This is a genomic window from Streptomyces sp. NPDC058335 (assembly GCF_042723915.1).
GTDB lineage: Bacteria > Actinomycetota > Actinomycetes > Streptomycetales > Streptomycetaceae > Streptomyces.
The window spans coordinates 115925-138098 of record NZ_JBHXHX010000016.1 but is presented as its reverse complement, the minus strand read 5'-3'; the positions used below and the strand labels follow the sequence as shown (position 1 = coordinate 138098).

Genomic DNA, 22174 nt, shown 5'->3' with positions numbered 1-22174 from the left:
GGGACCCGGTGGATCTCAGTCGGGGACCGCCAGTTCGAACCACACCGTCTTGCCCGTGCTGCCGGCTCTGCTCCCCCAGCGGCGCGAGGAGGAGGCGACCAGCTGCAGTCCGCGGCCGCTCTCGTCCTCGGGCCGGGCGGCGCGCTCTCGCGGTGGGTCCGAGACCGGGTCGGAGACCTCCACGAGGAGCACCTCGGGCAGTCCGGGGGGCCGGACCAGGCGGACTCCGATGGGGCCGGTGGCGTGCCGCAGGGCGTTCGTCACGAGTTCGCTGACCAGCAGGGCGGCGATGTCACCGAGGCTGTCCAGGCCCCAGCCGCGCAACTGCCCCCGTACCGCGGCGCGGGCGGTGCGCACGGCGCCGGGTTCCGCGGGGAACGTCCATTGGGCGCGGTCGCCTTCGGTGTCGATCACACCGATCACTTCCCAGGCCAGCGAAGTACCCACCCATGTCCGGTTTCGTGGGGTTAATGGGGACATACCCGGTATCTGGGACGCAGTACCCCACGAGACGGCGCACTGAGGCACCGAGGGCGTGCGGGGGGTGCGACGGTGGTGTCAGTCCCGGTCGGCCGCCGCCTGCGGCGGCTGTCCGGTCCGTGCGCCGGCGCCCGCGCCGGCCCCCAGCCGCGCGGCCACTTCCCGTACGGCCGGGACGTCCTGGTCGAGCCAGTCGACGTCCCAGATCTCGCCGGGCGTGAGCCAGCGCAGACCGTCGTGGTCCTGAAGCGGGGCGGGAGCGGCGGAGGCGGGCTCCAGACGGGCGGTCCAGACATGCAGGGCGTAGGGCGGCCTCAGCGGCCACTCCCCCGGGACGCGCTCCACGGCCCGCGCGTCGACGCCGAGTTCCTCGCGCAGTTCGCGCACGAGGGCCTCCTCGGGCCGCTCGCCCGGTTCGACCTTGCCGCCGGGCAGTTCCCAGCGTCCGGCGAGTTCGGGGGGCGCGCTGCGGCGTGCGGCGAGCAGGCGGTCACCGTCGAGAAGGGCGGCTCCGACCACCACGATCCGTTCCGTCATGCGCCGGAGCCTACGGGAGCGGCCGGGGGTCAGTTCCGTACGCCGTCGCCGTCAGTCGTGTGCGCCGTCGCCGTTCTGCCCGATGCGTTCGACCCAGTAGAGCTGCTTGTGGCCGCGGTGGTCGAGGCTGTCCGCGATCTTCTGGGCCTCGGCGCGGGTCGCGTACCGGCCGACGCGGTAGCGATTGCCGTTGTCGTCCTGGCGTATGACGAGCCAGGGCAGCGAGACGGTGCTCTCGTTCATCGCACCCCACGCCCCCTTCTCGCCCCGGCCAGGTCGGAGCCCGTCCGCGGTGCGACCCGCGTCCCGCCCTCTGAGGAAACCGCAATCCGCATATGCCCGAGCGTACGCCTAACCTTTACGGAGCGAACACGGCTTTTCACAAATAGGTACGCAACCAGCCAAGGCGCAGGGGGCGCACGGGACCGAACGCGCCGCCCGCGCAACGCGATGCCTCCGGTCGGCGGGCTGTCGGGCACCTGGCGGGCGACCTGCGGGAACGTACGGAAACGACCGGATTCAGACGGCCCCCGGAGGGCCGCGCGGCGGGCTGTTTCCGGGGGCAACTGCCAGGGGGGTGTGCGCCGCTGCCGCAAGGGTGTGCGCCGCTTCACCCCCGCGCCGGGGCGGGCGGCCCTGTCACCTCACCGGCAGGTGGTAGGCCACCTGGTAGCGGTCGGCGGGGATGACCACGTCGGCCGTCTCGACCGGGCGGCCCGAGGCGTAGTACGTGCGCTGGACGACCAGGACGACATGCCCCGGTACGCCGCCGAGGGCGAGGAGTTCCTCGGACAGGCCGGGGCGGGCGCCGACCTCCTCGGTCACGTTGTCCACGATCACGTCGATGGCGCGCATGCGCTCGACGACGCCCATGCCGCCGAGCGGTCCCTCCTCGGGCAGCATGACGGGCGTGCGGCCGGTGACGGCGAGAGGCTCCCAGGAGGTGGAGAGCATCATCGCCTCGCCGGCCTCCCGGAACACGTATCTGGTGCACATCACGCGGTCGCCGGGCTTGACGGCGAGCCGCTCGGCGACCGCCCGGCTCGCCTCGGCCTGCTCGCTGCGCGACTCCCAGGTGCCGCGCGCCTGGGCGTCGGCCTGCTCCTGCCGGAAGGGTGTCGCGCCGGTCTCCGGGCGGTACCCGGAGCGGGCGATCCGCCGCGGCACGGGCCGCTCGCGCACATACGTCCCCGAACCGGAACGGCCCTCGACCAGACCCTCGGCCATCAGCACCTTGCGCGCCTCCAGCGCGACGGTGTCGGAGACGCCGTACTCCTCGCGGATGCGGGCCTGGGACGGGAGGCGGGTGTGCGGTGGCAGCGAGCCGTCGACGATCTGCTTGCGGAGATCGCCCGCGACCCGCAGGTACGCAGGCTGCTCACCGAATGTCACTGGCCGCTCCCATCAGGTTGTACAGACAGCTACAGCGTGGCAACCATCAGTTGTCCTGTGCAAGCAAAGGCCAGAGAATCACTCGATGTGATGACTTATCCCGGGGAAGGGCTTTACGCAGGCAGTTTCTCCCCGCTATGGAAGCGATCACACGTCCAGGCCGCCGTCACTTCCCCCGCTGCTGCCGCCCCCACTGTCGTCCTCGTACGCGGGCGGGGTGGAGGCCAGTCCCAGGGCCTCGCGAGCGGCGACGGTCTCGTCGCCGTCGACGTAGGAGTAGGCGGTGTCGTAGTGCTCGTAGAAGGTGTCCACGTCCGAGGCCTTCGACGCCGCCGTCCACTCCTTGCCGGCCTCGCCCATGGCCTTCACGAGGTCGGCGACGGGCTGCCGGGCGGCGGACTGCCAGGTGTGCCCGTTCAGCGCCTCGGCCTGCTCGGCGGTCGCGTCCGCCACGTCACCGGCCCAGGCCGTGTTGACGTCCAGGTCGTCCTCGGCGTACTCCTCGGGCTCCTCGTAGAGCGCGTCGTCGAGGGTGTTCACGGCCTCGAGGAAGGCCAGTTGATCGACGGTCAGCGTCGTGGCGTCGGAGCGCAGCGAGCCGGTCAGTTTGGACCGCTCGTCGGTGTGGGCGAAGACGCAGGCGATCTGGCGGTCGCCCCACTCCCAGCTCTCACGGGTGGGCGTGAGGTGGTAGACGTCGACCTCGTCGGTCAGCATCCAGGTGTCCATCGTGTACTGGGTCTCGAGGGTGTAGCACTTGTCCTCGGCCTCGTCCGACACGTGCGCGTCGCCCGGGTAGCTCCCGCCGGACAGCCGGACGGTGCCGAACACCTCGCCCTCGTGCTCACCGGCGCAGTCCACCGTGTCGACGTCGTAGACGTCCTCGTCGATGGAGTCACCCGGCACGTCGAAGCAGTCGCCCTTGACCAGGGACAGGCTGGAGTTGCCGTTCGCGCCTTCCTTGAAGCCCTCCCAGAACGAGGAGGCACCCCCGGTGGCCAGCATCACCACCCACAGCGCGAGCCCGAGCGAGGACAGCACGGCCCCGCCGATCGCCATGCCCGTGCCGCGCTCCCCCCGCTTCTTGATCTGCACCAGCGCGATGATCCCGAGCACCAGGCCCACGGCCGGCAGGAAGCACAGCACGCCGAGGACGAGGGCGGCGATCGCGACCCCGTTGACCGGCGCGGGCCGGTTGAGGGGCAGGTACCCCTGCCCCCAGACCGCGTACGGCGCCCCCGGGTACGGCCCCTGGGACGCCTGCGGGCCGTACGGGTACTGCGGATACGGACCGGGAGCCTGCGGCTGTGGCGGCCCGTACGGGTCCTGAGGCTGCTGGGGCCCGGGGGGCGGGGGTATGGACACGAGTACCGTGCTCCTGGATCAGACGGGCGGGCGGGGCGGGACGCACGCACCAGGCTGCACACGGCGATGCAGAACTGACGTACGACTGGGCGCATCGTAAGCGCGGCACGCGCGGGGGCGGTACGGGAGGCACCAATCCGACGATCCGGGCGGCGAGCTGGGCATCGTGAAAGGGCACTGCACGCCCTCCGGCCTGCCCTGGCGATCCGTCAGTCGTCGAGGGCGGTCGCCCGGGTCCGCTCCTCCCAGGCCGCGATCTCGGCCCGTACGGCGTCCAGTTTGCCGAGGACGGCCGTGACCCCGTCATCGCCGAGCGGCAGGTGCAACGGGGTCTCCTCCGCGTCGAGCGCGGCCCTGATCAGGGCGGCCGCCTTCGCGGGGTCGCCGGGCTGACCGCCGCCGCCGGAGACGAACCCACGGGTCTGGCTCACCCTGGGGTACGTGCCACTGTCGGCGCTGACCCCGGCCCGGCCGGCATCGAACAGACCGGTGCGGAAGCTGCCCGGCTCCACGATCAGCACCTTGATCCCGAAGTCGCGCACCTCGTCGGCGAGCCCTTCGCTCAGGCCCTCCAGCGCGAACTTGGTCGCGCTGTACGCCGAGAACCCGGCGAACGACATCTGCCCGCCCATGCTGCTCATCTGCACGATCGCGCCCGAGCGCCGCTCCCGCATCTGCGGCAGGACGGCGCGGGTGAGCGCCGCCGGCCCGAAGAGGTGCACGTCGAACAGCGCCCGCAGCTCGGCGTCCGTGGTCTCCTCCAGGGCTCCCACATGGGTGCGGCCCGCGTTGTTGACGAGGACGTCGATCCGCCCGTGCCGCGCCACGACGTCCCGCACGGCCGCCTCCGCCGCCGCTGTGTCGGACACGTCCAGGGACAGCGCCTCCATCTGATCGGGATGAGCGGCCACGAGATCCTCCAGCGCCTCGGTCCGCCGGACCGCCCCGACCACCACGTCACCGCCGGCCAGCGCCGCCTCGGTGATGGCCCGGCCGAACCCACTGCTCGCACCGGTCACCAGCCACACCTTGTTCATGACCACTCCCGTCTTCCTCAAGATCCTGGTCTGCGCTCGCGTGAACAAGACTGCTGCGAAAGGCGGTTGCCCGTCCAAGACCCACACTGATAACCGATGGCTATGACTTCGGACGTCCATGTACGGGACCTGCGTTACTTCACGGCCGTGGCCGAGGAACTGCACTTCACGCGTGCGGCCGAGCGGCTGTACGTGTCACAGCCGGCGCTGAGCAAGCAGATCCGGTCGCTGGAGCGGCAGTTGGCCGTGGAGCTGTTCCGGCGCGACCGGCAGAAGGTGGCGCTGACCGCGGCGGGCAGGGCGCTGCTGCCACACGCGCGCCGGGTGCTGGCGTCCTGGGCGGAGGCCGCGGCGGCGGTGGAGGAGGTCCGCTCGGCGGAACACGGCACGCTGACCGTCGGCATGAGCACCAGTCCGGGGCGCGGCGGGATCCTGCCCGCGATCCGCTCCCGTTTCACGGCCGCGCACCCCCGGACGGTGGTACGGCTGCGCCAGGTCAACTGGGCGGACCCGACGGCCGGCCTCGCCGACGGCGACGCGGACGTGGCGTTCGTCTGGCTGCCGGTGCCCGACCAGGACCGGTACGCCTGGACGCTGATCGCCGAGGAACCCGTCCACGTGGCCCTCCCGGAGACCCACCCGCTGGCCGCCACCCGCACCGCGATCGACTTCGCCGAACTCCTGGACGAACCGTTCCTCGCCCTCCCCGAGTCCAGCGGCCCCCTGCGCGACCACTGGCTCGCCCTGGACTCCCGCGGCGGCCGGCAACCCCGGATCGGCGGCGAGATCGCCGGCACCGAGGAGACGTACGAGGCCCTCGTCGCCGGCCTCGGCCTCTGCCTGCTCGCCGAGGGCAACGTCCCGCTCATCACCCTCGGCGGCGTGACCACCCGCCCGGTCCACGGCATTCCCCCGAGCCGCTACGTCCTGGCCTGGCGCCGCGAGGAGGGGGACCGGGCTCTGGTACGGGGCTATGTGGAGGCGTGCCGACGGGCGGCGGGGCAGGGGGTGTGAGGGTGGGGGCACGCGCGCCGGGGCACGGGGGACGCGTCCGTCAGCCGAAGGCGACGCGCCTGGACCTGACCCGTCCATTGGCCATACGGCGGTCCGTGCGGCGGCGCCTCACCGGCCCGTGAGGTGACGAGGGACAAGGCGACGATGCCGGCGCTGATGCCGAGAACCAGCTGGTCGACGTCCGTCACCTTGGTCACCGCGAACGCTTTGCCCGCGAGCACCGCGCACGCAACTCCTCGACACCCGCCCTCAGTGCCTGTGCGTCGTCCTGTTCAGGTCCTCCGAGATACCGAGCCAGCCATGGAACCCGTACACGCCCTCACTCCAGCGGAGTCGTATCGACCACCGGCTCGAACGTGCCTTGCGGCTGCCCGAGCATCTACGCCGTCCCAGCACGGGCACAAGCCAGGGGCCCGACCCCGAGGAGCCGGACCCCATCCGACCCGCGTATCGGCAGGAGACCGACGTGGCGCTGTGTCATCCGGTCAGACGTTGAAGCGGAACTCCACCACATCCCCGTCCTGCATCACATAGTCCTTGCCCTCCATGCGGGCCTTGCCCTTGGCTCGGGCCTCGGCCACCGAGCCGGTTTCCACCAGGTCGGCGAAGGAGATGACCTCCGCCTTGATGAAGCCCTTCTGGAAGTCGGTGTGGATGACGCCGGCGGCCTCCGGGGCGGTGGCGCCCTGCTTGATCGTCCAGGCGCGGGATTCCTTGGGGCCGGCCGTGAGGTAGGTCTGGAGGCCGAGGGTGGCGAAGCCGACGCGGGCCAGGGTGGCGAGGCCGGGCTCCTCGGCGCCGACCGACTCCAGCAGCTCCATGGCGTCCTCCTCGTCCAGCTCGGCGAGGTCCGACTCCAGCTTGGCGTTGAGGAAGATCGCCTCGGCGGGGGCGACCAGGGCACGCTGCTCGTCCTTGAAGTCCTCGTCGACCAGCTCGTCCTCGTCGACGTTGAAGACGTAGAGGAAGGGCTTGGTGGTGAGGAGGTGCAGGTCGTGCAGGGGCTCGTTGCGCTCGGTGCCCTGGACGATGCCGTGCGAGAAGAGCGTGTCGCCCTTCTCCAGGATCTCCTTGGCCTCCTCGACGGCCTTCACCTTCGGGACGATGTCCTTCTTGATGCGCGACTCTCGCTGGAGCCGGGGAAGGACCTTCTCGACGGTCTGGAGGTCGGCGAGGATCAGCTCGGTGTTGATCGTCTCGATGTCGTCCTTCGGCGAGACCTTGCCGTCGACGTGCACGACGTTCTCGTCCTTGAAGGCGCGGATGACCTGGCAGATCGCGTCGGACTCGCGGATGTTGGCCAGGAACTTGTTGCCCAGGCCCTCGCCCTCGGACGCACCGCGCACGATGCCCGCGATGTCGACGAAGTCGACGGTCGCCGGGAGGATCCGCTGCGAGCCGAAGATCTCGGCGAGCGTGGTGAGCCGGGCGTCGGGAACGCCCACGACGCCCACGTTCGGCTCGATCGTGGCGAACGGGTAGTTGGCCGCCAGCACGTCGTTCTTGGTCAGGGCGTTGAACAGGGTCGACTTGCCGACATTCGGCAGACCGACGATTCCGATCGTGAGCGACACGTTGCGACTTCCCGTAGTGAGAGGGCCAGGGGGCCAGAGGGCTGGCCGATCCACCAGTTTACGGCGTGCCCGCGCCCGCCCCGGCGGACCTGTCGAACGCATGGCCAAGGGCGCCCCTCCGGCGTGTCCCGCGCCCGATTCGGCACATTAACCGACCTAAGTTGGACGGGTGGAGCAACACAGGACGCGACGCGGCACCGTGCCCCTGCCGCCACAGACCGGCCGCGGCGGGGCCGGCGACGCCCGCCGCGGGAACGGTTCGGTGCGCGCCGGCCGGGCGGACGCGCCACGCGGTTCCGGCTCCTGTTCGCGTCCCGGTTCCGGTACGCCGCCCCGGGTCGGCGGTGGGCCCCGGCTTCCGAAGCCGGCCCGCTCCCCCGCCACCGCCGCTCCGCCGGCCGCTGGCCGGCGTATGCCCAATCCCCGGCTCACCGGTCTCGGCACCGGCCTGTTCAGCGTGCTGGTGACGGTGACGCTCGGCTGGCTCGACCGGCTGCTGCTGGGCTCCTCGCAGACGGCGTACGGCGTCCTGTTCCTGCCGGTGTGCCTGCTGTGCGGGCTGTGGGTGCGCCGGGCCGACCTGTTCGCCGCGCCCGTCGTGGTGCCGATCGCCTTCGCCGTGGGCATTCTGCCGCTGGCGAAGGACGGCGACGGGCCCGTCGCCCGGCTGGTGGCACTGGCCACCGCTCTGGCCACACAGGTGGGCTGGCTGTACGGCGGGACGCTGCTGGCCGCACTGACCGTGCTGGTGCGGCGGGTGGTCCTGGTGGCCCGGCGCCGCCGGGCCACCGTCCGCCGATGGCGCCGGGCCTGACCGCTACCGGCTCTCCTTCGCCGCCCGCATCGCCGCGCCCACGATCCCCGCGTTGTTCTGCAGCTGCGCCGGAACCACCTCGGCCTTGATGCCGTCGATGAAGTGCAGGAACTTCTCGGACTTGCGGCTGACACCGCCGCCGATGATGAACAGTTCGGGCGAGAAGAGCATCTCGACATGGGCGAGGTACTTCTGGACGCGGTGCGCCCAGTGCTCCCACGTCAGGTCGCCGTCCTCCTTGGCCTTGCTGGAGGCGCGGGTCTCCGCGTCATGGCCGTGCAGCTCGAGGTGGCCCAGCTCGGTGTTGGGGACGAGCACGCCGTCCACGAAGACGGCACTGCCGATGCCGGTGCCGAAGGTGAGGAGGATGACGGTGCCCCGGCGGTCGCGGCCGGCGCCGAAGGCGACCTCGGCGACACCCGCCGCGTCGGCGTCGTTGACCACGGTCACCGGCAGACCGCCCAGCCGCTCGCTGAACAGGGCACGCGCGTCCGTGTCGATCCAGCCCTTGTCGACGTTGGCCGCCGTACGGATCGTGGAGCCGCCGGTGACGACGCCCGGGAAGGTCAGGCCGACCGGGCCCGTCCAGCCGAAGTTCTCGACCACCTGCCGCACGCCGTCGGCCACGCCGTCGGGCGTCGCCGGGTGAGGGGTGAGCACCTTGAAGCGCTCCTGGGCCAGGTCGCCCCTGTCCAGGTCCACAGGAGCGCCCTTGATCCCGGATCCACCGATGTCCACGCCGAAGATCTGCATGGCTCCACGTTACGACGGCGGACTGACCGTCACTCCGCCGAGGTCTGCGCCGGGCCGCTCCCGCCACGCCCGGCCACCAGCGCGGCGGCCTCCTCGCGCAGGTCGCGGCGGAGCTCCTTGGGCAGCGAGAAGACGATGTGCTCCTCGGCCGCCTTCACCAGCTCCACATCGCCGTAGCCGCGCTCGGCGAGCCAGCCGAGGACCTCCTCGACGAGGACCTCCGGGACGGAGGCACCGGAGGTGACGCCGACCGTCGTCACGCCCTCCAGCCACGCCTCGTCGATCTCGCTCGCGAAGTCCACCAGGTACGCCTCGCGGGCACCGGCGAGCTTGGCGACCTCGACGAGCCGCTTGGAGTTCGAGGAGTTGCGGGAGCCGACGACGATCACCAGCTCCGCCTCGGCGCCCATCTGCTTCACCGCGAGCTGACGGTTCTGCGTGGCGTAGCAGATGTCGTCGCTGGGCGGGGAGATCAGCTGCGGGAACTTCTCCTTGAGGGCGTCGACCGTCTCCATCGTCTCGTCGACGGAGAGGGTGGTCTGCGACAGCCAGACGACCTTCTCCGGGTCGCGGACCTCGACCTTGGCGACGTCCGCGGGCCCGTCGACGAGCTGGATGTGGTCGGGGGCCTCGCCGGAGGTACCGATGACCTCCTCGTGGCCCTCGTGGCCGATCAGGAGGATGTCGTAGTCGTCGTCGGCGAACCGGACGGCTTCCTTGTGGACCTTCGTGACGAGGGGGCAGGTCGCGTCGATGGTGGCGAGCCTGCCGCGCTCGGCCTCCTGGTGGACGACCGGGGCGACGCCGTGCGCCGAGAACATGACGATGTTGCCCGGCGGGACCTCCTCCGTCCGTTCGACGAAGATGGCACCCTTCCTCTCCAGCGTCTGCACGACGTACTTGTTGTGGACGATCTCGTGGCGGACGTAGACGGGAGCGCCGTACTGCTCCAGGGCTTTCTCGACGGCGATCACGGCGCGGTCCACACCCGCGCAGTAGCCCCGGGGGGCGGCGAGCAGGACACGGCGGCCAGACGAAGCAGTCATGCGTCCCATCGTAAGGCCGGGCGCGGGGGCGCAGAGATCGCGCACGCGTCTGGGGCCCCGCGTTGTCAGCGGGGGCCACTACCCTCGCGGCATGGCTGTCAACACGTCTGCTGAGGCTCCGCTGCCCGTCGGTGAGGTCTCGCGGCTCATCGGGGGGTGGATCGAGCGGCTCGGCGCGGTGTGGGTCGAGGGGCAGATCACCCAGTTGTCGCGGCGCCCGGGGGCGGGTGTCGTGTTCCTGACGCTACGCGACCCGTCGCACGACATCTCCGTGGGCGTGACCTGCTTCCGGCAGGTCTTCGACACGGTCGCGGACGTCGTCGGGGAGGGCGCGCGCGTCGTCGTACACGCCAAGCCGGAGTGGTACGCCCCGCGCGGGCAGCTGTCGCTGCGGGCCGTCGAGATACGGCCGGTGGGCGTCGGGGAGCTGCTGGCGCGGCTGGAGCAGCTGAAGAAGTCCCTCGCCGCGGAGGGGCTGTTCGCCGCCGGGCGGAAGAAGGCACTGCCCTTCCTGCCGCAGCTCATCGGGCTGGTGTGCGGGCGGGCCTCCGCCGCGGAGCGGGACGTGCTGGAGAACGCCCGGCACCGCTGGCCCGCGGTCCGCTTCGAGGTGCGCAATGTCGCCGTACAGGGCGTGCACGCGGTACCGCAGGTGGTTCAGGCGGTGAAGGAGCTGGACGCCCGGGAGGACGTGGACGTGATCATCGTCGCGCGCGGGGGCGGCAGCGTGGAGGATCTGCTGCCGTTCTCCGACGAGCAGTTGGTGCGGGCGGTCGCGGCCTGCCGTACGCCGGTCGTGTCGGCGATCGGGCACGAGCCCGACAACCCGCTGCTGGACCACGTGGCCGACCTGCGGGCCTCCACGCCCACCGACGCGGCGAAGAAGGTCGTGCCGGACGTCGGCGAGGAGCTGGAGCGGGTGCGGATGCTGCGCGGCCGGGCCCGGCGGTGCGTGGAGGCGTTCGTGGAGCGCGAGGAGCGCGGGCTCGGCCACGCCCTCGGCCGGCCGGTGATACGGGATCCGCACCGGATGATCGACGAGCGGGCGGACCACGTCTCCTCGCTGGCCGACCGCTCCCGGCGCACGCTCGGGCATCTCCTGGACCGCGCCGACTCCGAGCTGTCGCACACCCACGCGCGCGTGGTCGGGCTCTCCCCGGCGGCGACACTGAAGCGGGGATACGCGGTGCTCCAGAAGGCCGACGGCCATGTGGTCCGCGATCCCGACGAGGTGGCGGCCGACGAGGTGCTGCGGGCACGGGTCGCCGCGGGTCAGTTCACAGTTCGAGTCGACGATCAGGGATCGGGTGCATGACGAGCAAGACGGACGAGGCGCTCGGGTACGAGCAGGCGCGCGACGAGCTGATCGAGGTCGTACGCCGCCTGGAGGCCGGGGGTACGACGCTGGAGGAGTCCCTCGCCCTGTGGGAGCGCGGGGAGGAGCTGGCCAAGGTGTGCCGGCGCTGGCTGGAGGGCGCGCGGGCCCGACTGGACGCGGCCCTCGCCGAGGAGGAGGGGTCGACGGAGAAGGAGTAGAGGGACGAGGAGGGCTCTGATGTGGCGTGTGAGGCCGGTCACCGGCACCTCGGATTTTGTTGAACGTTGAAGTTCTGTCCCGTAGTGTCGAACACGTCAACCGGCCCGGCGTTCGGGTTCCGGACGCCCACCCGAGAAAGATCGCTCATGTCTCTCGTTCTTGACCCCGCCGCCCAGGACCTGCTGTTCCGCGAAGCCCGCACCGCGAACACCTTCACCGACGAGCCGGTGACCGAGGAGCAGGTCCAGGCGATCTACGACCTGGTCAAGTTCGGCCCCACCGCCTTCAACCAGACGCCGCTGCGCATCACCCTGGTCCGCTCCGCCGAGGCCCGTGAGCGCCTCGTGCAGCACATGGCCGAGGGCAACCAGGCCAAGACGGCCTCCGCCCCGCTGGTCGCGATCCTCTCCGCGGACAACGAGTTCCACGAGGAGCTGCCGACCCTGTTCCCGGCGTTCCCGCAGGCCAAGGACCTCTTCTTCGCCGAGCGCCCGGCCCGCGAGGGCTCCGCGACGCTGAACGCCGCCCTCCAGGCCGCGTACTTCATCGTCGGCATCCGCGCCGCCGGTCTCGCCGCCGGCCCGATGACCGGCTTCGACGCCGAGGGCATCCGCAAGGAGTTCCTGGACGACGACCACACCCCGCTGGTCGTCGTCAACATCGGCAAGCCGGGCGAGGGCGCCTCCTACCCGCGCTCCCCGCGCCTGCCGTACGAGCAGGTCGTCACCACCGTCTGAGACGCGACGCGCGTGACACGACGAAGGCACCCGGCGGATCCGCCGGGTGCCTTCGTCGTGCTCGTGAGCGCTCGGGGCACTCAGTGGTGCTTACGCCAGCTTCAACGCGCCCGCCATCTTGGACAGCTGGGCGAACGACGCCGTACCCGCGACGACCGTCGTGGCGCCGTCAGTGTCCTCCAGGACCAGGGCGTCGTAGCGGCCGCCGGTGTACCGGGTCCAGGTGCGGCCGCCGATCTCCTCGGTCACCTTCGTCTCCCGGGCGCCCTGGCTCGCGTCGTCGATGAACCGCGCGCGCTTCTCGGTCGACTGCTCCACCGCCACGTACTCCCCGTCGGGGGAGTGGAAGCCGAGGTGCCAGGCGTCGAACTGAGCGCCGTCGAAGCGCACCGAGGTCGCCTTCCAGTCCGAGGACAGGCCCTCGGGCGCGGCCACCGGGTACGAGGCCGCACGGCGTGCCGTGAGCAGCTCCACGCGGTAGTCGACCCGCTTCACGTCGGGAGCGGCGCTGTCGTCGTGCGGGATGAAGAAGTACATCACCAGACCGGCGACCATGATCAGGCCCAGGGAGAGCACCATGTCCCGGACCGTCTGCGTCTTGCCTTTCGAACCTGCCACGCCCCCTATCGTCGCAGGTGCCGGGTGCGCTCATCCGTGGGGTCCCCTGCTCATTTTGTCGGACTGACGATAGAGTCGGGTCGAACCCTCATCCGGCCGTCGTCGTATCAGAAAGGTGCGCTCCGATGACCGAGAATCATCATCTGCCGTCCGAACTCGATGTCCCCTCCGAGGCCCCCGACCGCAACCTCGCCCTCGAACTGGTCCGGGTGACCGAAGCCGCGGCGATGGCCGCGGGCCGCTGGGTGGGACGCGGCGACAAGAACGGCGCCGACGGTGCCGCGGTGCGCGCCATGCGGACCCTCGTCTCCACCGTCTCGATGAACGGCGTCGTCGTCATCGGTGAGGGTGAGAAGGACGAGGCGCCGATGCTCTTCAACGGCGAGCGCGTCGGTGACGGGACCGGGCCCGAGGTCGACATCGCCGTCGACCCGATCGACGGCACCACGCTGACGGCAAAGGGCATGCCGAACGCGATCGCCGTCCTCGCGGCCACCGAGCGCGGCGCCATGTTCGACCCGTCCGCCGTGTTCTACATGGACAAACTGGTCACCGGCCCCGACGCCGCCGACTTCGTCGACATCGACGCCCCGGTGTCGGTGAACATCCGCCGGGTCGCCAAGGCCAAGCGGGCCACCCCGGAGGACGTCACCGTCGTCATCCTGGACCGGCCGCGGCACGCGGGGATCATCGACGAGATCCGCCAGACCGGCGCCCGCATCAAGCTCATCTCCGACGGCGACGTCGCCGGGTCCATCCTCGCGCTGCGCGAGGGCACCGGCGTCGACCTTCTCCTCGGTGTCGGCGGCACCCCGGAGGGCATCATCTCGGCCTGCGCCGTGAAGTGCCTGGGCGGCACCATCCAGGGCAAGCTGTGGCCCAAGGACGACGAGGAGCGGCAGCGGGCGATCGACGCCGGGCACGACCTCGACCGCGTGCTCACCACCGAGGACCTGGTGACCGGGGAGAACGTGTTCTTCGTCGCCACCGGGATCACGGACGGGGAGTTGCTGCGGGGGGTGCGGTACCGGTCCGAGACCGCGGTCACCGATTCGATCGTGATGCGGTCGAAGTCGGGGACGGTGCGAAGGATCGACTCCGAGCACCGGCTGAGCAAGCTGCGGGCGTACAGCGCGATCGACTTCGACAGGGCGAAGTAGCCCCACCCCTCAGGGTGCCGCGATCCCCTGGCCGAAAGGGCGCCCCCGGTGCGGTGGGGGCGCCCTTTCGCGTGGGCGTGGGCTCTAGGGGCGTGGTTCGAAAGTCCCGTCTGCCAAGCGACGCCTGACAGGCACGCTCGCCGCGTTGTCGGGATCGTCCCGATACAACCAGTACCGGGACGACCCTCCGCCTTGCGATCACACGCCCCAGACGCCGCCCGGCCTGCCCTTCGGGCAGACGACGCTACTTTCGAAACATGCCCTAGCCGGCTGCCGCTATGCGGTCCGTCGGCCTGGTCGCCTTTTTCAGTTCCACGTCTCGGCGGCGACGGCGGGCCAGGACCACTCGGCGTTCCGCGGCGGTGAGGCCGCCCCAGACGCCGTAGGGCTCCGGCTGGAGCAGGGCGTGGTCTCGGCACTCCACCATGACCGGGCAGCCGCCGCAGACCCGCTTGGCCGCCTCCTCGCGGGAGAGCCTGGCCGCGGTGGGTTCTTTGGAAGGGGCGAAGAACAGGCCTGCCTCGTCGCGCCGGCACACCGCTTCGGTGTGCCAGGGCGCGTCTTGGTCCCTGTCTCGCGCGGGCACCCGCTGGGCCGGTACGGCAGCGACCTGGGACGAATGCGGCGATTGCAGCACGGTCTACTCCTGACGACGGCTTCGCGAGCGAGAGACGATGCAGCAAGGCCTACCCGCTGTGCGCGCGCCTATGCACTGAGTCCCCAACCGCCGGATTCACGAGCGTCAACGGTCCAGGTGCTTGCGCAAACTCCGGTCGACCTTGCGGTGGACCCGGTCGAGGATGTCCGCGACGATCTTGCCGCGCTTGGGGCGGGCCTCGATGTTCCCGAGGACGGACCAGCCGTCGACGTAGACGACGGGGGCGTCGGGGTCGGGCGAATCGAGGGTGTCCACCTCGAAATTGCCGAGGACGCCGCCGCCGGTGCCGCGCAGCGACACGTTCTCCGGGACGCGGATCTCGACGTTGCCGAAGACCGAGAACGCCTTGATGACGACCTGCTGGTACTCGAACAGCGCCTCGCTCAGGTCGATCTCCACGCTGCCGAAGATCGCGTACGCGTGGATACGGCGGCCCGCGCGCCAGCGGCCCTTGCGGACGGAGGCGCTGAAGACCGCGATCAGGTTGTCGTCAGGGTCGGCCGGGATCGCGCCGGCCGTCGGGCGGTTGGGGGCCGGCATGCGCGGCGAGGCATGTCGCTGGTGTGCGGCGGGCAGGTCCCGGACGAACACGTCCAGCTCGCCGACCGTCTTCGCGGCCAGCACGCCCTCGACCCGCTCGGCGTGCTCCTCGGCGGTGAGCCGCCCCTCGGCGAGAGCCTCGCGCAGGATGTCGGCGATGCGGTCGCGGTCGGCGTCGGAGGCGCGCAACTCGCTCACCGCGGCAGGCGGTTCGGTCTGCTTCTGAAGGTCCACGGCAGCAGCGTACCGAAACACGATAGATCGCGATAGTCCCCGCCAGGGCCGATCGGTGCCGAACCGAGCTGGAACTGAGCCTTACCTCACAAGCTCGCTGTCAGTTGCACGTTCTACGCTGGTGGACGCTTGCCAATGGAGGCCGGCCGTGCTGTCTGTCGAGTGAGGAATGGGCGAGATGCCTGAGTTCGCGTACACCGATCTGCTCCCCATGGGAGAGGACACCACCCCCTACCGGCTGGTGACCTCCGAGGGTGTCTCCACCTTCGAGGCCGACGGGCGGACCTTCCTCAAGGTCGAGCCGGAGGCGCTGCGCAAGCTCGCCGAGGAGGCCATCCACGACATCCAGCACTACCTGCGCCCGGCCCACCTCGCGCAGCTGCGCCGGATCATCGACGACCCCGAGGCGTCCGGCAACGACAAGTTCGTCGCCCTGGACCTGCTGAAGAACGCGAACATCGCGGCGGCCGGTGTGCTCCCCATGTGCCAGGACACCGGCACCGCCATCGTCATGGGCAAGCGCGGGCAGAACGTGCTGACCGACGGCGGCGACGAGGCGGCCCTCTCGCGCGGGATCTACGACGCGTACCTGAACCTGAACCTGCGCTACTCGCAGATGGCTCCCCTCACCATGTGGGAGGAGAAGAACACCGGTTCCAACCTGCCGGCCCAGATCGAGCTGTACGCCACCGACGGCGGCGCCTACAAGTTCCTCTTCATGGCTAAGGGCGGCGGCAGCGCCAACAAGTCCTTCCTCTACCAGGAGACCAAGGCCGTCCTCAACGAGGCCTCCATGATGACGTTCCTGGAGGAGAAGATCCGCTCCCTCGGTACGGCCGCCTGCCCGCCGTACCACCTCGCGATCGTCGTCGGCGGCACCTCCGCCGAGTACGCGCTCAAGACCGCCAAGTACGCCTCCGCGCACTACCTCGACGAGATCCCCGCCGAGGGCTCGCCGCTCGGGCACGGCTTCCGGGACAAGGAGCTGGAGGACAAGGTCTTCGAGCTGACGCAGAAGATCGGGATCGGCGCGCAGTTCGGCGGCAAGTACTTCTGCCACGACGTGCGGGTCGTGCGGCTTCCGCGGCACGGGGCCTCGTGCCCCGTCGCGATCGCGGTGTCGTGCTCCGCCGACCGCCAGGCCGTCGCCAAGATCACCGCCGAGGGCGTCTTCCTCGAGCAGCTGGAGACCGACCCGGCGCGGTTCCTGCCGGACACGACGGACGAGCACCTCGAGTCCGACGGGGACGTCGTGCGCATCGACCTCAACCAGCCGATGGACGACATCCTCGCCGAGCTGACCAAGTACCCCGTGAAGACCCGCCTGTCCCTGTCCGGGCCGCTCGTCGTCGCGCGTGACATCGCGCACGCCAAGATCAAGGAGCGGTTGGACGCGGGGCAGGAGATGCCGCAGTACCTCAAGGACCACCCGGTGTACTACGCCGGACCGGCGAAGACGCCCGAGGGGTACGCGTCCGGGTCGTTCGGGCCGACCACCGCGGGGCGGATGGACTCCTACGTCGAGCAGTTCCAGGCGGCCGGGGGATCGAGGGTCATGCTCGCGAAGGGGAATCGGTCGCAGCAGGTCACGGACGCGTGTGCGGCGCACGGGGGGTTCTATCTCGGGTCGATCGGTGGGCCCGCGGCCCGGCTCGCCCAGGACTGCATCAAGAAGGTGGAGGTCGTCGAGTACGAGGAGTTGGGGATGGAGGCGGTGTGGCGGATCGAGGTGGAGGACTTTCCGGCGTTCGTCGTCGTCGACGACAAGGGGAACGACTTCTTCCGGGATCCGGCGCCTGCGCCGACGTTCACGTCGATCCCCGTGCGGGGGCCTGGGCTGGCGTAGGGGTTTCCCCGCCCCCGCCGCCCGTTCCCGTCCCGAACCTGGGGACTGCGCCCCCAGACCCCCGCTTCGGCCCTGAACGGGCCTCGTCCTCAAACTCCCCCATTGGGGGGGCTCCCAGACGGGCTGGATCGCCCGGCCGGCACTTTCAGCTTGCCGAGCCGGGTGGTGGGTGGGCACAGGCCGGGGTCTGGGGGCGGAGCCGCCAGGGGGACCGGCACCCCGAACAGCCCACCGCCGGAACAACCGCGGCACCCCGCACGCTGTACCCCGTATGACCGAATACCGCATCGAGCATGACTCCATGGGCGAAGTCCGCGTACCGGCGGATGCCAAGTGGCGGGCGCAGACGCAGCGGGCCGTGGAGAACTTCCCCGTGTCCGGGCAGCGCATCGAGCGCGCGCACATCGAGGCTCTCGCCCGGATCAAGGGTGCCGCCGCGAAGGTGAACGCCGAGTTGGGCGTGCTCGACAAGGAGATCGCCGGGGCGATCCAGGAGGCGGCCGCCGAGGTGGCCGCGGGGAAGTGGGACGAGCAGTTCCCGGTGGACGTGTTCCAGACGGGCTCCGGGACCTCGTCCAACATGAACACCAACGAGGTCGTGGCCACGCTGGCGACCGAGCGGCTCGGACGGGACGTCCATCCGAACGACCATGTGAACGCCTCACAGTCGTCCAACGACGTGTTCCCGTCGTCGATCCACATCGCCGCCACCGCCGCCGTCACCCATGACCTGATCCCCGCCCTGGAGCACCTGGCCGCCTCCCTGGAACGCAAGGCGGAGGAGTTCGCCGATGTGGTGAAGTCGGGGCGCACCCACCTCATGGACGCCACGCCCGTGACCCTGGGTCAGGAGTTCGGGGGGTACGCCGCACAGGTGCGGTACGGCGTCGAGCGGCTGACGGCGTCCCTCCCCCGGCTCGCCGAACTGCCCTTGGGCGGCACCGCCGTGGGCACGGGCATCAACACGCCGCCCGGCTTCTCCGCGGCGGTCATCGAGGAGGTCGCCCGGGTCACCGGGCTGCCGCTGACGGAGGCGCGCGACCACTTCGAGGCGCAGGGTGCGCGCGACGGCATCGTGGAGACCAGCGGGCAGCTCCGGACGATCGCCGTGGGGCTGACGAAGATCGCCAATGATCTGCGGTGGATGGCGTCCGGGCCCAGGACCGGGCTGGCGGAGATCTCGCTGCCCGATCTCCAGCCGGGTTCCTCGATCATGCCGGGCAAGGTCAACCCGGTGATCCCGGAGGCGGTGCTGATGGTCGCCGCGCAGGTCGTCGGCAACGACGCCACCGTGGCGACGGCGGGCGCGGCCGGCAACTTCGAGCTGAACGTGATGCTGCCGGTCATCGCCAAGAACGTGCTGGAGTCGATCCGGCTGCTCGCCAACGTGTCGCGGCTGCTCGCCGACCGGACCGTGGACGGGATCGTCGCCGACCGTGAACGAGCCCGCGAGTACGCCGAGTCGTCGCCGTCCGTCGTCACCCCGCTGAACAAGTACATCGGGTACGAGGAGGCCGCGAAGGTCGCCAAGAAGGCGCTGGCGGAGCGCAGGACGATCCGCGAGACGGTGCTCGACGGCGGCTACGTGGAGCGCGGCGACCTCACGCTTCAGCAGCTCGACGAGGCGCTCGATGTCCTGCGGATGACACACCCGTAACCTTTCGCGCCCCGGCGTGAGAACCATGACGCGCGCCGCAGCGTCGTATGCCCATGGCACCTAATATCTCTGCATGGCAGACGGTGGAGCGGTGAGGCGCATGGGAACGGGCGGGGCGGCGGGCTTCTGGCGGCCCGGGGACCAGATCCTGTGGCGGTACCGGGAGAACGGCGGCGCGGGTGTCCACATCGCCCGCCCCGTCACGGTCGTCCGGGACGACGAGGAACTGCTCGCCGTGTGGCTGGCCCCCGGCACCCAGTGCGTCAGGCCCGTGCTCGCCGACGGCACTCCCCCGCACCAGGAGCCCCTGCGCACGCGCTACACCAAGCCGCGGACGGTGGTGCCTGGCCGCTGGTTCGGCACCGGTGTGCTGAAGCTTGCCCGGCCCGGCGAGCCCTGGTCGGTGTGGCTGTTCTGGGAGCCGGGCTGGCAGTTCAAGAACTGGTACGTCAACCTCGAGGAACCGCTCGCCCGTTGGGACGGCGGCGTGGACTCCGAGGACCACTTCCTCGACCTGTGTGTATATCCCGACCGCTCCTGGGGCTGGCGCGACGAGGACGAGTTCGCGCAGGCTCAGCAGGACGGACTGATGGACGAGTCGGTGGCCGAGCGGGTCCGGGAGGCCGGCCGGTCGGCGGTGGAGGTGATCCGTGCCTGGGGGACGCCGTTCGCCGACGGCTGGGAGAACTGGCGCCCGGATCCGTCCTGGGCCGTACCGTTGCTGCCGGAGGACTGGGACCGAACGCCCGCGCGCCTGTCCACATGAGACCCTTGATGCGCCCCCGGGCGGCAAACGTAGGATCAACCTCCGCAAGGGCGCTTCAACCGCAACTCCAGGAGCGGGCGCCGGGTCTGACCGAACGTCACCGAGGGGCGGCAGGACGTGAGCGAGGGGTACGAGGGCAGTACCGGCAAGGGACGCGGCAGGTCCACCGGTTGCACAGGAACAGCCTCTGACCACGCGGGAATTCCGTTCCAGGGACATGTATTCCGGGTATCGGGTTCTCTGCGGGACCGACTGCACGCGCGGCGCGCAGCCCCGGACGGACGGATTCGACACGCGTGACGGAGCAGCCCACCTCCTACGAACGCCCCCAGGGCGTGGACCCCGCGGACGCCCGCGGGGCGCTTCTGCGTACCCAGGGGCCCGCGCCGGGCGCCACCGCCTTACCGCCCGCCGCCGCCCAGGCCCGTACCGACGGCACCCCGGGCACCACCACGCCGGGCGGCCCGGCGCCCCGCCCCCAGGGGAAGGATCCGGCCGTTTCCGACGCCGAGCACTCACAACCCGCGGCGGCCGCCGAGCCGGACGCCCACCGGCCGCGCCCCGCGCCCGAGGCCATACCGCTGCAACCGGGCACGGAGACACGCGTGGAGCGGCCCCCGGACAGCCGGGACCGGCGTACCGGGCAGGCGCCCACGGCCGGCCGGCAGCCCACGCCGATGCGGCGGGACGGCGACCGGCTGCGCTTCGTGGGTGCGGCGACCCGGCGGATCGCCCGCGGCCTGGACCTGGACGAGATCGTGATGGGGCTGTGCCGGGCCACCGTGCCGACCTTCTCCGACGCGATCCTGGTCTATCTGCGCGACCCGCTGCCCGTCGGCGACGAGCGGCCGGCCGCCGACCGGGTCGTACTGCGGCTGCGCCGCACCGACCGGATCCCCGAGGAGCGCGAGCCCGAGCCCGGGTTCGCGCAGCTCGGCATGCCGCCCCCGGAGACGCCGGAGCTGTCCGAGCTGTCGGCGGCGATCGCGGAACTGTGCGAGGTACGGCCGGGCGGGGCGCTCGCGGAGGTGCTGCGCGGGGTGCGTCCGGTGTTCGCGGACACCCCGGCCGCGACCGCCGCGCTGCCCGAACTCCTCGGCGCGGAGAGCCGGCTGGACATTCCGGGCGGCCAGCGGGCGATCCTCGCGCCGCTGCGCGGCCGGCGCCGGGTGATCGGCGCGGCGGTGTTCATCCGCCGCCCCGAGCGCATCCCGTTCGAGACGGACGACCTGCTGGTGGCCGCGCAGCTCGCCACTCACAGTGCCCTGGGCATCGACAAGGCGGTGCTGTACGACCGTGAGGCGTACATCGCCGACGAGCTCCAGCGCACGATGCTGCCGGAGACCCTGCCGCGCCCCACGGGCGTGCGGCTGGCCTCCCGCTATCTGCCGGCCGCGGAGACCGCGCGGGTCGGCGGCGACTGGTACGACGCGATCCCGCTGCCGGGCAGCCGCGTCGCGCTGGTGGTCGGCGACGTCATGGGCCACTCCATGACCAGCGCGGCCATCATGGGACAGCTCCGCACCACGGCCCAGACGCTGGCCGGCCTCGACCTGCCCCCGCAGGAGGTCCTGCACCACCTCGACGAGCAGGCTCAGCGCCTCGGCACCGACCGCATGGCGACCTGCCTCTACGCCGTCTACGACCCGGTGTCGCACCGCATCACCATCGCCAACGCGGGCCATCCGCCGCCCATCCTGCTGCACCTGGGCGGCCGGGCCGAGGTGCTGCGGGTGCCGCCGGGCGCCCCGATCGGGGTCGGCGGCGTCGACTTCGAGGCCGTCGAGCTGGACGCGCCCGCGGGCGCCACCCTGCTGCTGTACACGGACGGTCTGGTGGAGTCCCGGCTGCGGGACGTGGCGACCGGCATAGAGCAGTTGCGCGAGAAGCTCGCCGCGACCGCGCAGCTGACCGGGCCGGATCATCCGCCGCCGCTGGAGGCGCTGTGCGACGAGGTGCTCGACATGCTCGGTCCGGGCGACCGGGACGACGACATCGCGCTGCTCGCCGCCCGCTTCGACGGGATCGCGCCCAGTGATGTCGCGTACTGGTTCCTGGAGCCGGAGGACGCGGCTCCCGGGCGGGCCCGGCGGCTGGCCCGGCGGGCTCTGGTGCGCTGGGGCATGGAGGACATGACGGACTCCGTCGAGCTGCTGGTGAGCGAGGTGGTCACCAACGCGGTCCGGTACGCCACGCGGCCCGTGTCGCTGCGGCTGCTGCGCACCGATGTGCTGCGCTGCGAGGTCGGCGACGACGTGCCACAGCTGCCCCGGCTGCGGCAGGCCCGCGCCACCGACGAGGGCGGCCGCGGCCTGTACCTGGTGAACCGGCTGGCCCGACGGTGGGGGGCGACCCGGCTGAGCACCGGCAAGGTCGTCTGGTTCGAGCTGAACCGGGGCTCGTAGGACA

Annotated in this window: 22 protein-coding genes; 10 read left to right on the top strand and 12 right to left on the bottom strand. The window is 71.2% G+C overall.

Annotated features, from left to right (window positions below; genetic code table 11):
• Positions 1 to 15 precede the first annotated feature (15 nt).
• From ACFWJX_RS28925 to ACFWJX_RS28900, 6 genes are all read right to left on the bottom strand, one after another.
• Positions 16 to 480, bottom strand: coding sequence for an ATP-binding protein (locus ACFWJX_RS28925; protein WP_383248878.1), 465 nt, complete (start codon positions 478 to 480; stop codon positions 16 to 18).
• Positions 481 to 558: 78 nt separating this feature from the next.
• The gene (locus ACFWJX_RS28920) at positions 559 to 1017 is read right to left on the bottom strand and encodes a (deoxy)nucleoside triphosphate pyrophosphohydrolase (protein ID WP_383248876.1); all 459 of its coding nucleotides are present in this window, start codon (positions 1015 to 1017) and stop codon (positions 559 to 561) included.
• A 51-nt stretch (positions 1018 to 1068) separates the two neighbouring features.
• Complete coding sequence (locus ACFWJX_RS28915) at positions 1069 to 1260, bottom strand: SPOR domain-containing protein (RefSeq protein ID WP_383248874.1); 192 nt, start codon at positions 1258 to 1260, stop codon at positions 1069 to 1071.
• A gap of 396 nt (positions 1261 to 1656) precedes the next feature.
• Entirely contained in the window at positions 1657 to 2409 is a 753-nt protein-coding gene (locus tag ACFWJX_RS28910) for a GntR family transcriptional regulator (RefSeq protein ID WP_383248872.1), read from the bottom strand.
• 147 nt (positions 2410 to 2556) lie between these two features.
• Entirely contained in the window at positions 2557 to 3774 is a 1218-nt protein-coding gene (locus ACFWJX_RS28905) for a DUF4190 domain-containing protein (RefSeq protein WP_383248870.1), read from the bottom strand.
• A gap of 209 nt (positions 3775 to 3983) precedes the next feature.
• Positions 3984 to 4811 (bottom strand): SDR family NAD(P)-dependent oxidoreductase, encoded by an 828-nt coding sequence (locus ACFWJX_RS28900; protein WP_383248868.1) that lies wholly within the window; start codon positions 4809 to 4811, stop codon positions 3984 to 3986.
• Between the two features lie 96 nt (positions 4812 to 4907).
• Here ACFWJX_RS28900 and ACFWJX_RS28895 point away from each other — a divergent pair, with 96 nt between their 5' ends.
• Entirely contained in the window at positions 4908 to 5825 is a 918-nt protein-coding gene (locus ACFWJX_RS28895) for a LysR family transcriptional regulator (RefSeq protein ID WP_383248866.1), read from the top strand.
• 485 nt (positions 5826 to 6310) lie between these two features.
• On the opposite strand, the gene ychF is transcribed toward ACFWJX_RS28895, so the two are convergent.
• Positions 6311 to 7399: a redox-regulated ATPase YchF gene (ychF, locus tag ACFWJX_RS28890; protein WP_383248864.1), complete on the bottom strand. Its 1089-nt coding sequence runs from the start codon at positions 7397 to 7399 to the stop codon at positions 6311 to 6313.
• A 412-nt stretch (positions 7400 to 7811) separates the two neighbouring features.
• Here ychF and ACFWJX_RS28885 point away from each other — a divergent pair, with 412 nt between their 5' ends.
• Complete coding sequence (locus ACFWJX_RS28885) at positions 7812 to 8213, top strand: DUF6542 domain-containing protein (protein ID WP_383248862.1); 402 nt, start codon at positions 7812 to 7814, stop codon at positions 8211 to 8213.
• A gap of 3 nt (positions 8214 to 8216) precedes the next feature.
• Here the strand turns inward: ACFWJX_RS28885 and ppgK are convergent, their stop codons facing one another.
• Positions 8217 to 8966, bottom strand: a complete 750-nt coding sequence (gene ppgK / locus ACFWJX_RS28880) for a polyphosphate--glucose phosphotransferase (RefSeq protein WP_383248861.1) — start codon at positions 8964 to 8966, stop codon at positions 8217 to 8219.
• Between the two features lie 29 nt (positions 8967 to 8995).
• On the bottom strand, positions 8996 to 10021 hold the full coding sequence (locus ACFWJX_RS28875; protein WP_383248859.1) for a 4-hydroxy-3-methylbut-2-enyl diphosphate reductase: 1026 nt from the start codon (positions 10019 to 10021) through the stop codon (positions 8996 to 8998).
• A gap of 82 nt (positions 10022 to 10103) precedes the next feature.
• Here ACFWJX_RS28875 and xseA point away from each other — a divergent pair, with 82 nt between their 5' ends.
• The 3 genes from xseA to ACFWJX_RS28860 all read left to right on the top strand — a co-directional run bounded on the left by xseA (position 10104) and on the right by ACFWJX_RS28860 (position 12286).
• A complete protein-coding gene (gene xseA / locus ACFWJX_RS28870) occupies positions 10104 to 11327 on the top strand; it encodes an exodeoxyribonuclease VII large subunit (protein WP_383248857.1) in 1224 nt (407 codons plus the stop codon).
• A complete protein-coding gene (locus ACFWJX_RS28865) occupies positions 11324 to 11548 on the top strand; it encodes an exodeoxyribonuclease VII small subunit (protein WP_383248855.1) in 225 nt (74 codons plus the stop codon). The genes xseA and ACFWJX_RS28865 overlap by 4 nt, the downstream gene beginning before the upstream one ends.
• A 147-nt stretch (positions 11549 to 11695) precedes the next feature.
• On the top strand, positions 11696 to 12286 hold the full coding sequence (locus tag ACFWJX_RS28860; RefSeq protein ID WP_383248853.1) for a malonic semialdehyde reductase: 591 nt from the start codon (positions 11696 to 11698) through the stop codon (positions 12284 to 12286).
• Between the two features lie 90 nt (positions 12287 to 12376).
• On the opposite strand, the gene ACFWJX_RS28855 is transcribed toward ACFWJX_RS28860, so the two are convergent.
• On the bottom strand, positions 12377 to 12904 hold the full coding sequence (locus ACFWJX_RS28855) for a DUF4245 domain-containing protein (protein WP_383248851.1): 528 nt from the start codon (positions 12902 to 12904) through the stop codon (positions 12377 to 12379).
• Positions 12905 to 13029: 125 nt separating this feature from the next.
• Here ACFWJX_RS28855 and glpX point away from each other — a divergent pair, with 125 nt between their 5' ends.
• Positions 13030 to 14064 carry a class II fructose-bisphosphatase gene (glpX, locus tag ACFWJX_RS28850; RefSeq protein WP_383248849.1) on the top strand — a complete coding sequence of 345 codons (1035 nt, stop codon included), beginning with the start codon at positions 13030 to 13032 and terminating at the stop codon, positions 14062 to 14064.
• A 262-nt stretch (positions 14065 to 14326) separates the two neighbouring features.
• Here glpX and ACFWJX_RS28845 read toward each other — a convergent pair whose 3' ends face one another.
• On the bottom strand, positions 14327 to 14701 hold the full coding sequence (locus ACFWJX_RS28845) for a WhiB family transcriptional regulator (protein WP_383248847.1): 375 nt from the start codon (positions 14699 to 14701) through the stop codon (positions 14327 to 14329).
• 105 nt (positions 14702 to 14806) lie between these two features.
• Positions 14807 to 15496 (bottom strand): DUF1707 domain-containing protein, encoded by a 690-nt coding sequence (locus tag ACFWJX_RS28840; RefSeq protein ID WP_383248845.1) that lies wholly within the window; start codon positions 15494 to 15496, stop codon positions 14807 to 14809.
• Positions 15497 to 15674: 178 nt separating this feature from the next.
• Here ACFWJX_RS28840 and ACFWJX_RS28835 point away from each other — a divergent pair, with 178 nt between their 5' ends.
• The 4 genes from ACFWJX_RS28835 to ACFWJX_RS28820 all read left to right on the top strand — a co-directional run bounded on the left by ACFWJX_RS28835 (position 15675) and on the right by ACFWJX_RS28820 (position 22170).
• Positions 15675 to 17342 (top strand): fumarate hydratase, encoded by a 1668-nt coding sequence (locus ACFWJX_RS28835; RefSeq protein WP_383248843.1) that lies wholly within the window; start codon positions 15675 to 15677, stop codon positions 17340 to 17342.
• Between the two features lie 271 nt (positions 17343 to 17613).
• On the top strand, positions 17614 to 18999 hold the full coding sequence (locus ACFWJX_RS28830; protein ID WP_383248841.1) for a class II fumarate hydratase: 1386 nt from the start codon (positions 17614 to 17616) through the stop codon (positions 18997 to 18999).
• Between the two features lie 73 nt (positions 19000 to 19072).
• Entirely contained in the window at positions 19073 to 19765 is a 693-nt protein-coding gene (locus tag ACFWJX_RS28825) for a DUF402 domain-containing protein (RefSeq protein ID WP_383248839.1), read from the top strand.
• Positions 19766 to 20061: 296 nt separating this feature from the next.
• A complete protein-coding gene (locus ACFWJX_RS28820) occupies positions 20062 to 22170 on the top strand; it encodes a SpoIIE family protein phosphatase (RefSeq protein WP_383248837.1) in 2109 nt (702 codons plus the stop codon).
• Positions 22171 to 22174: the final 4 nt, after the last annotated feature.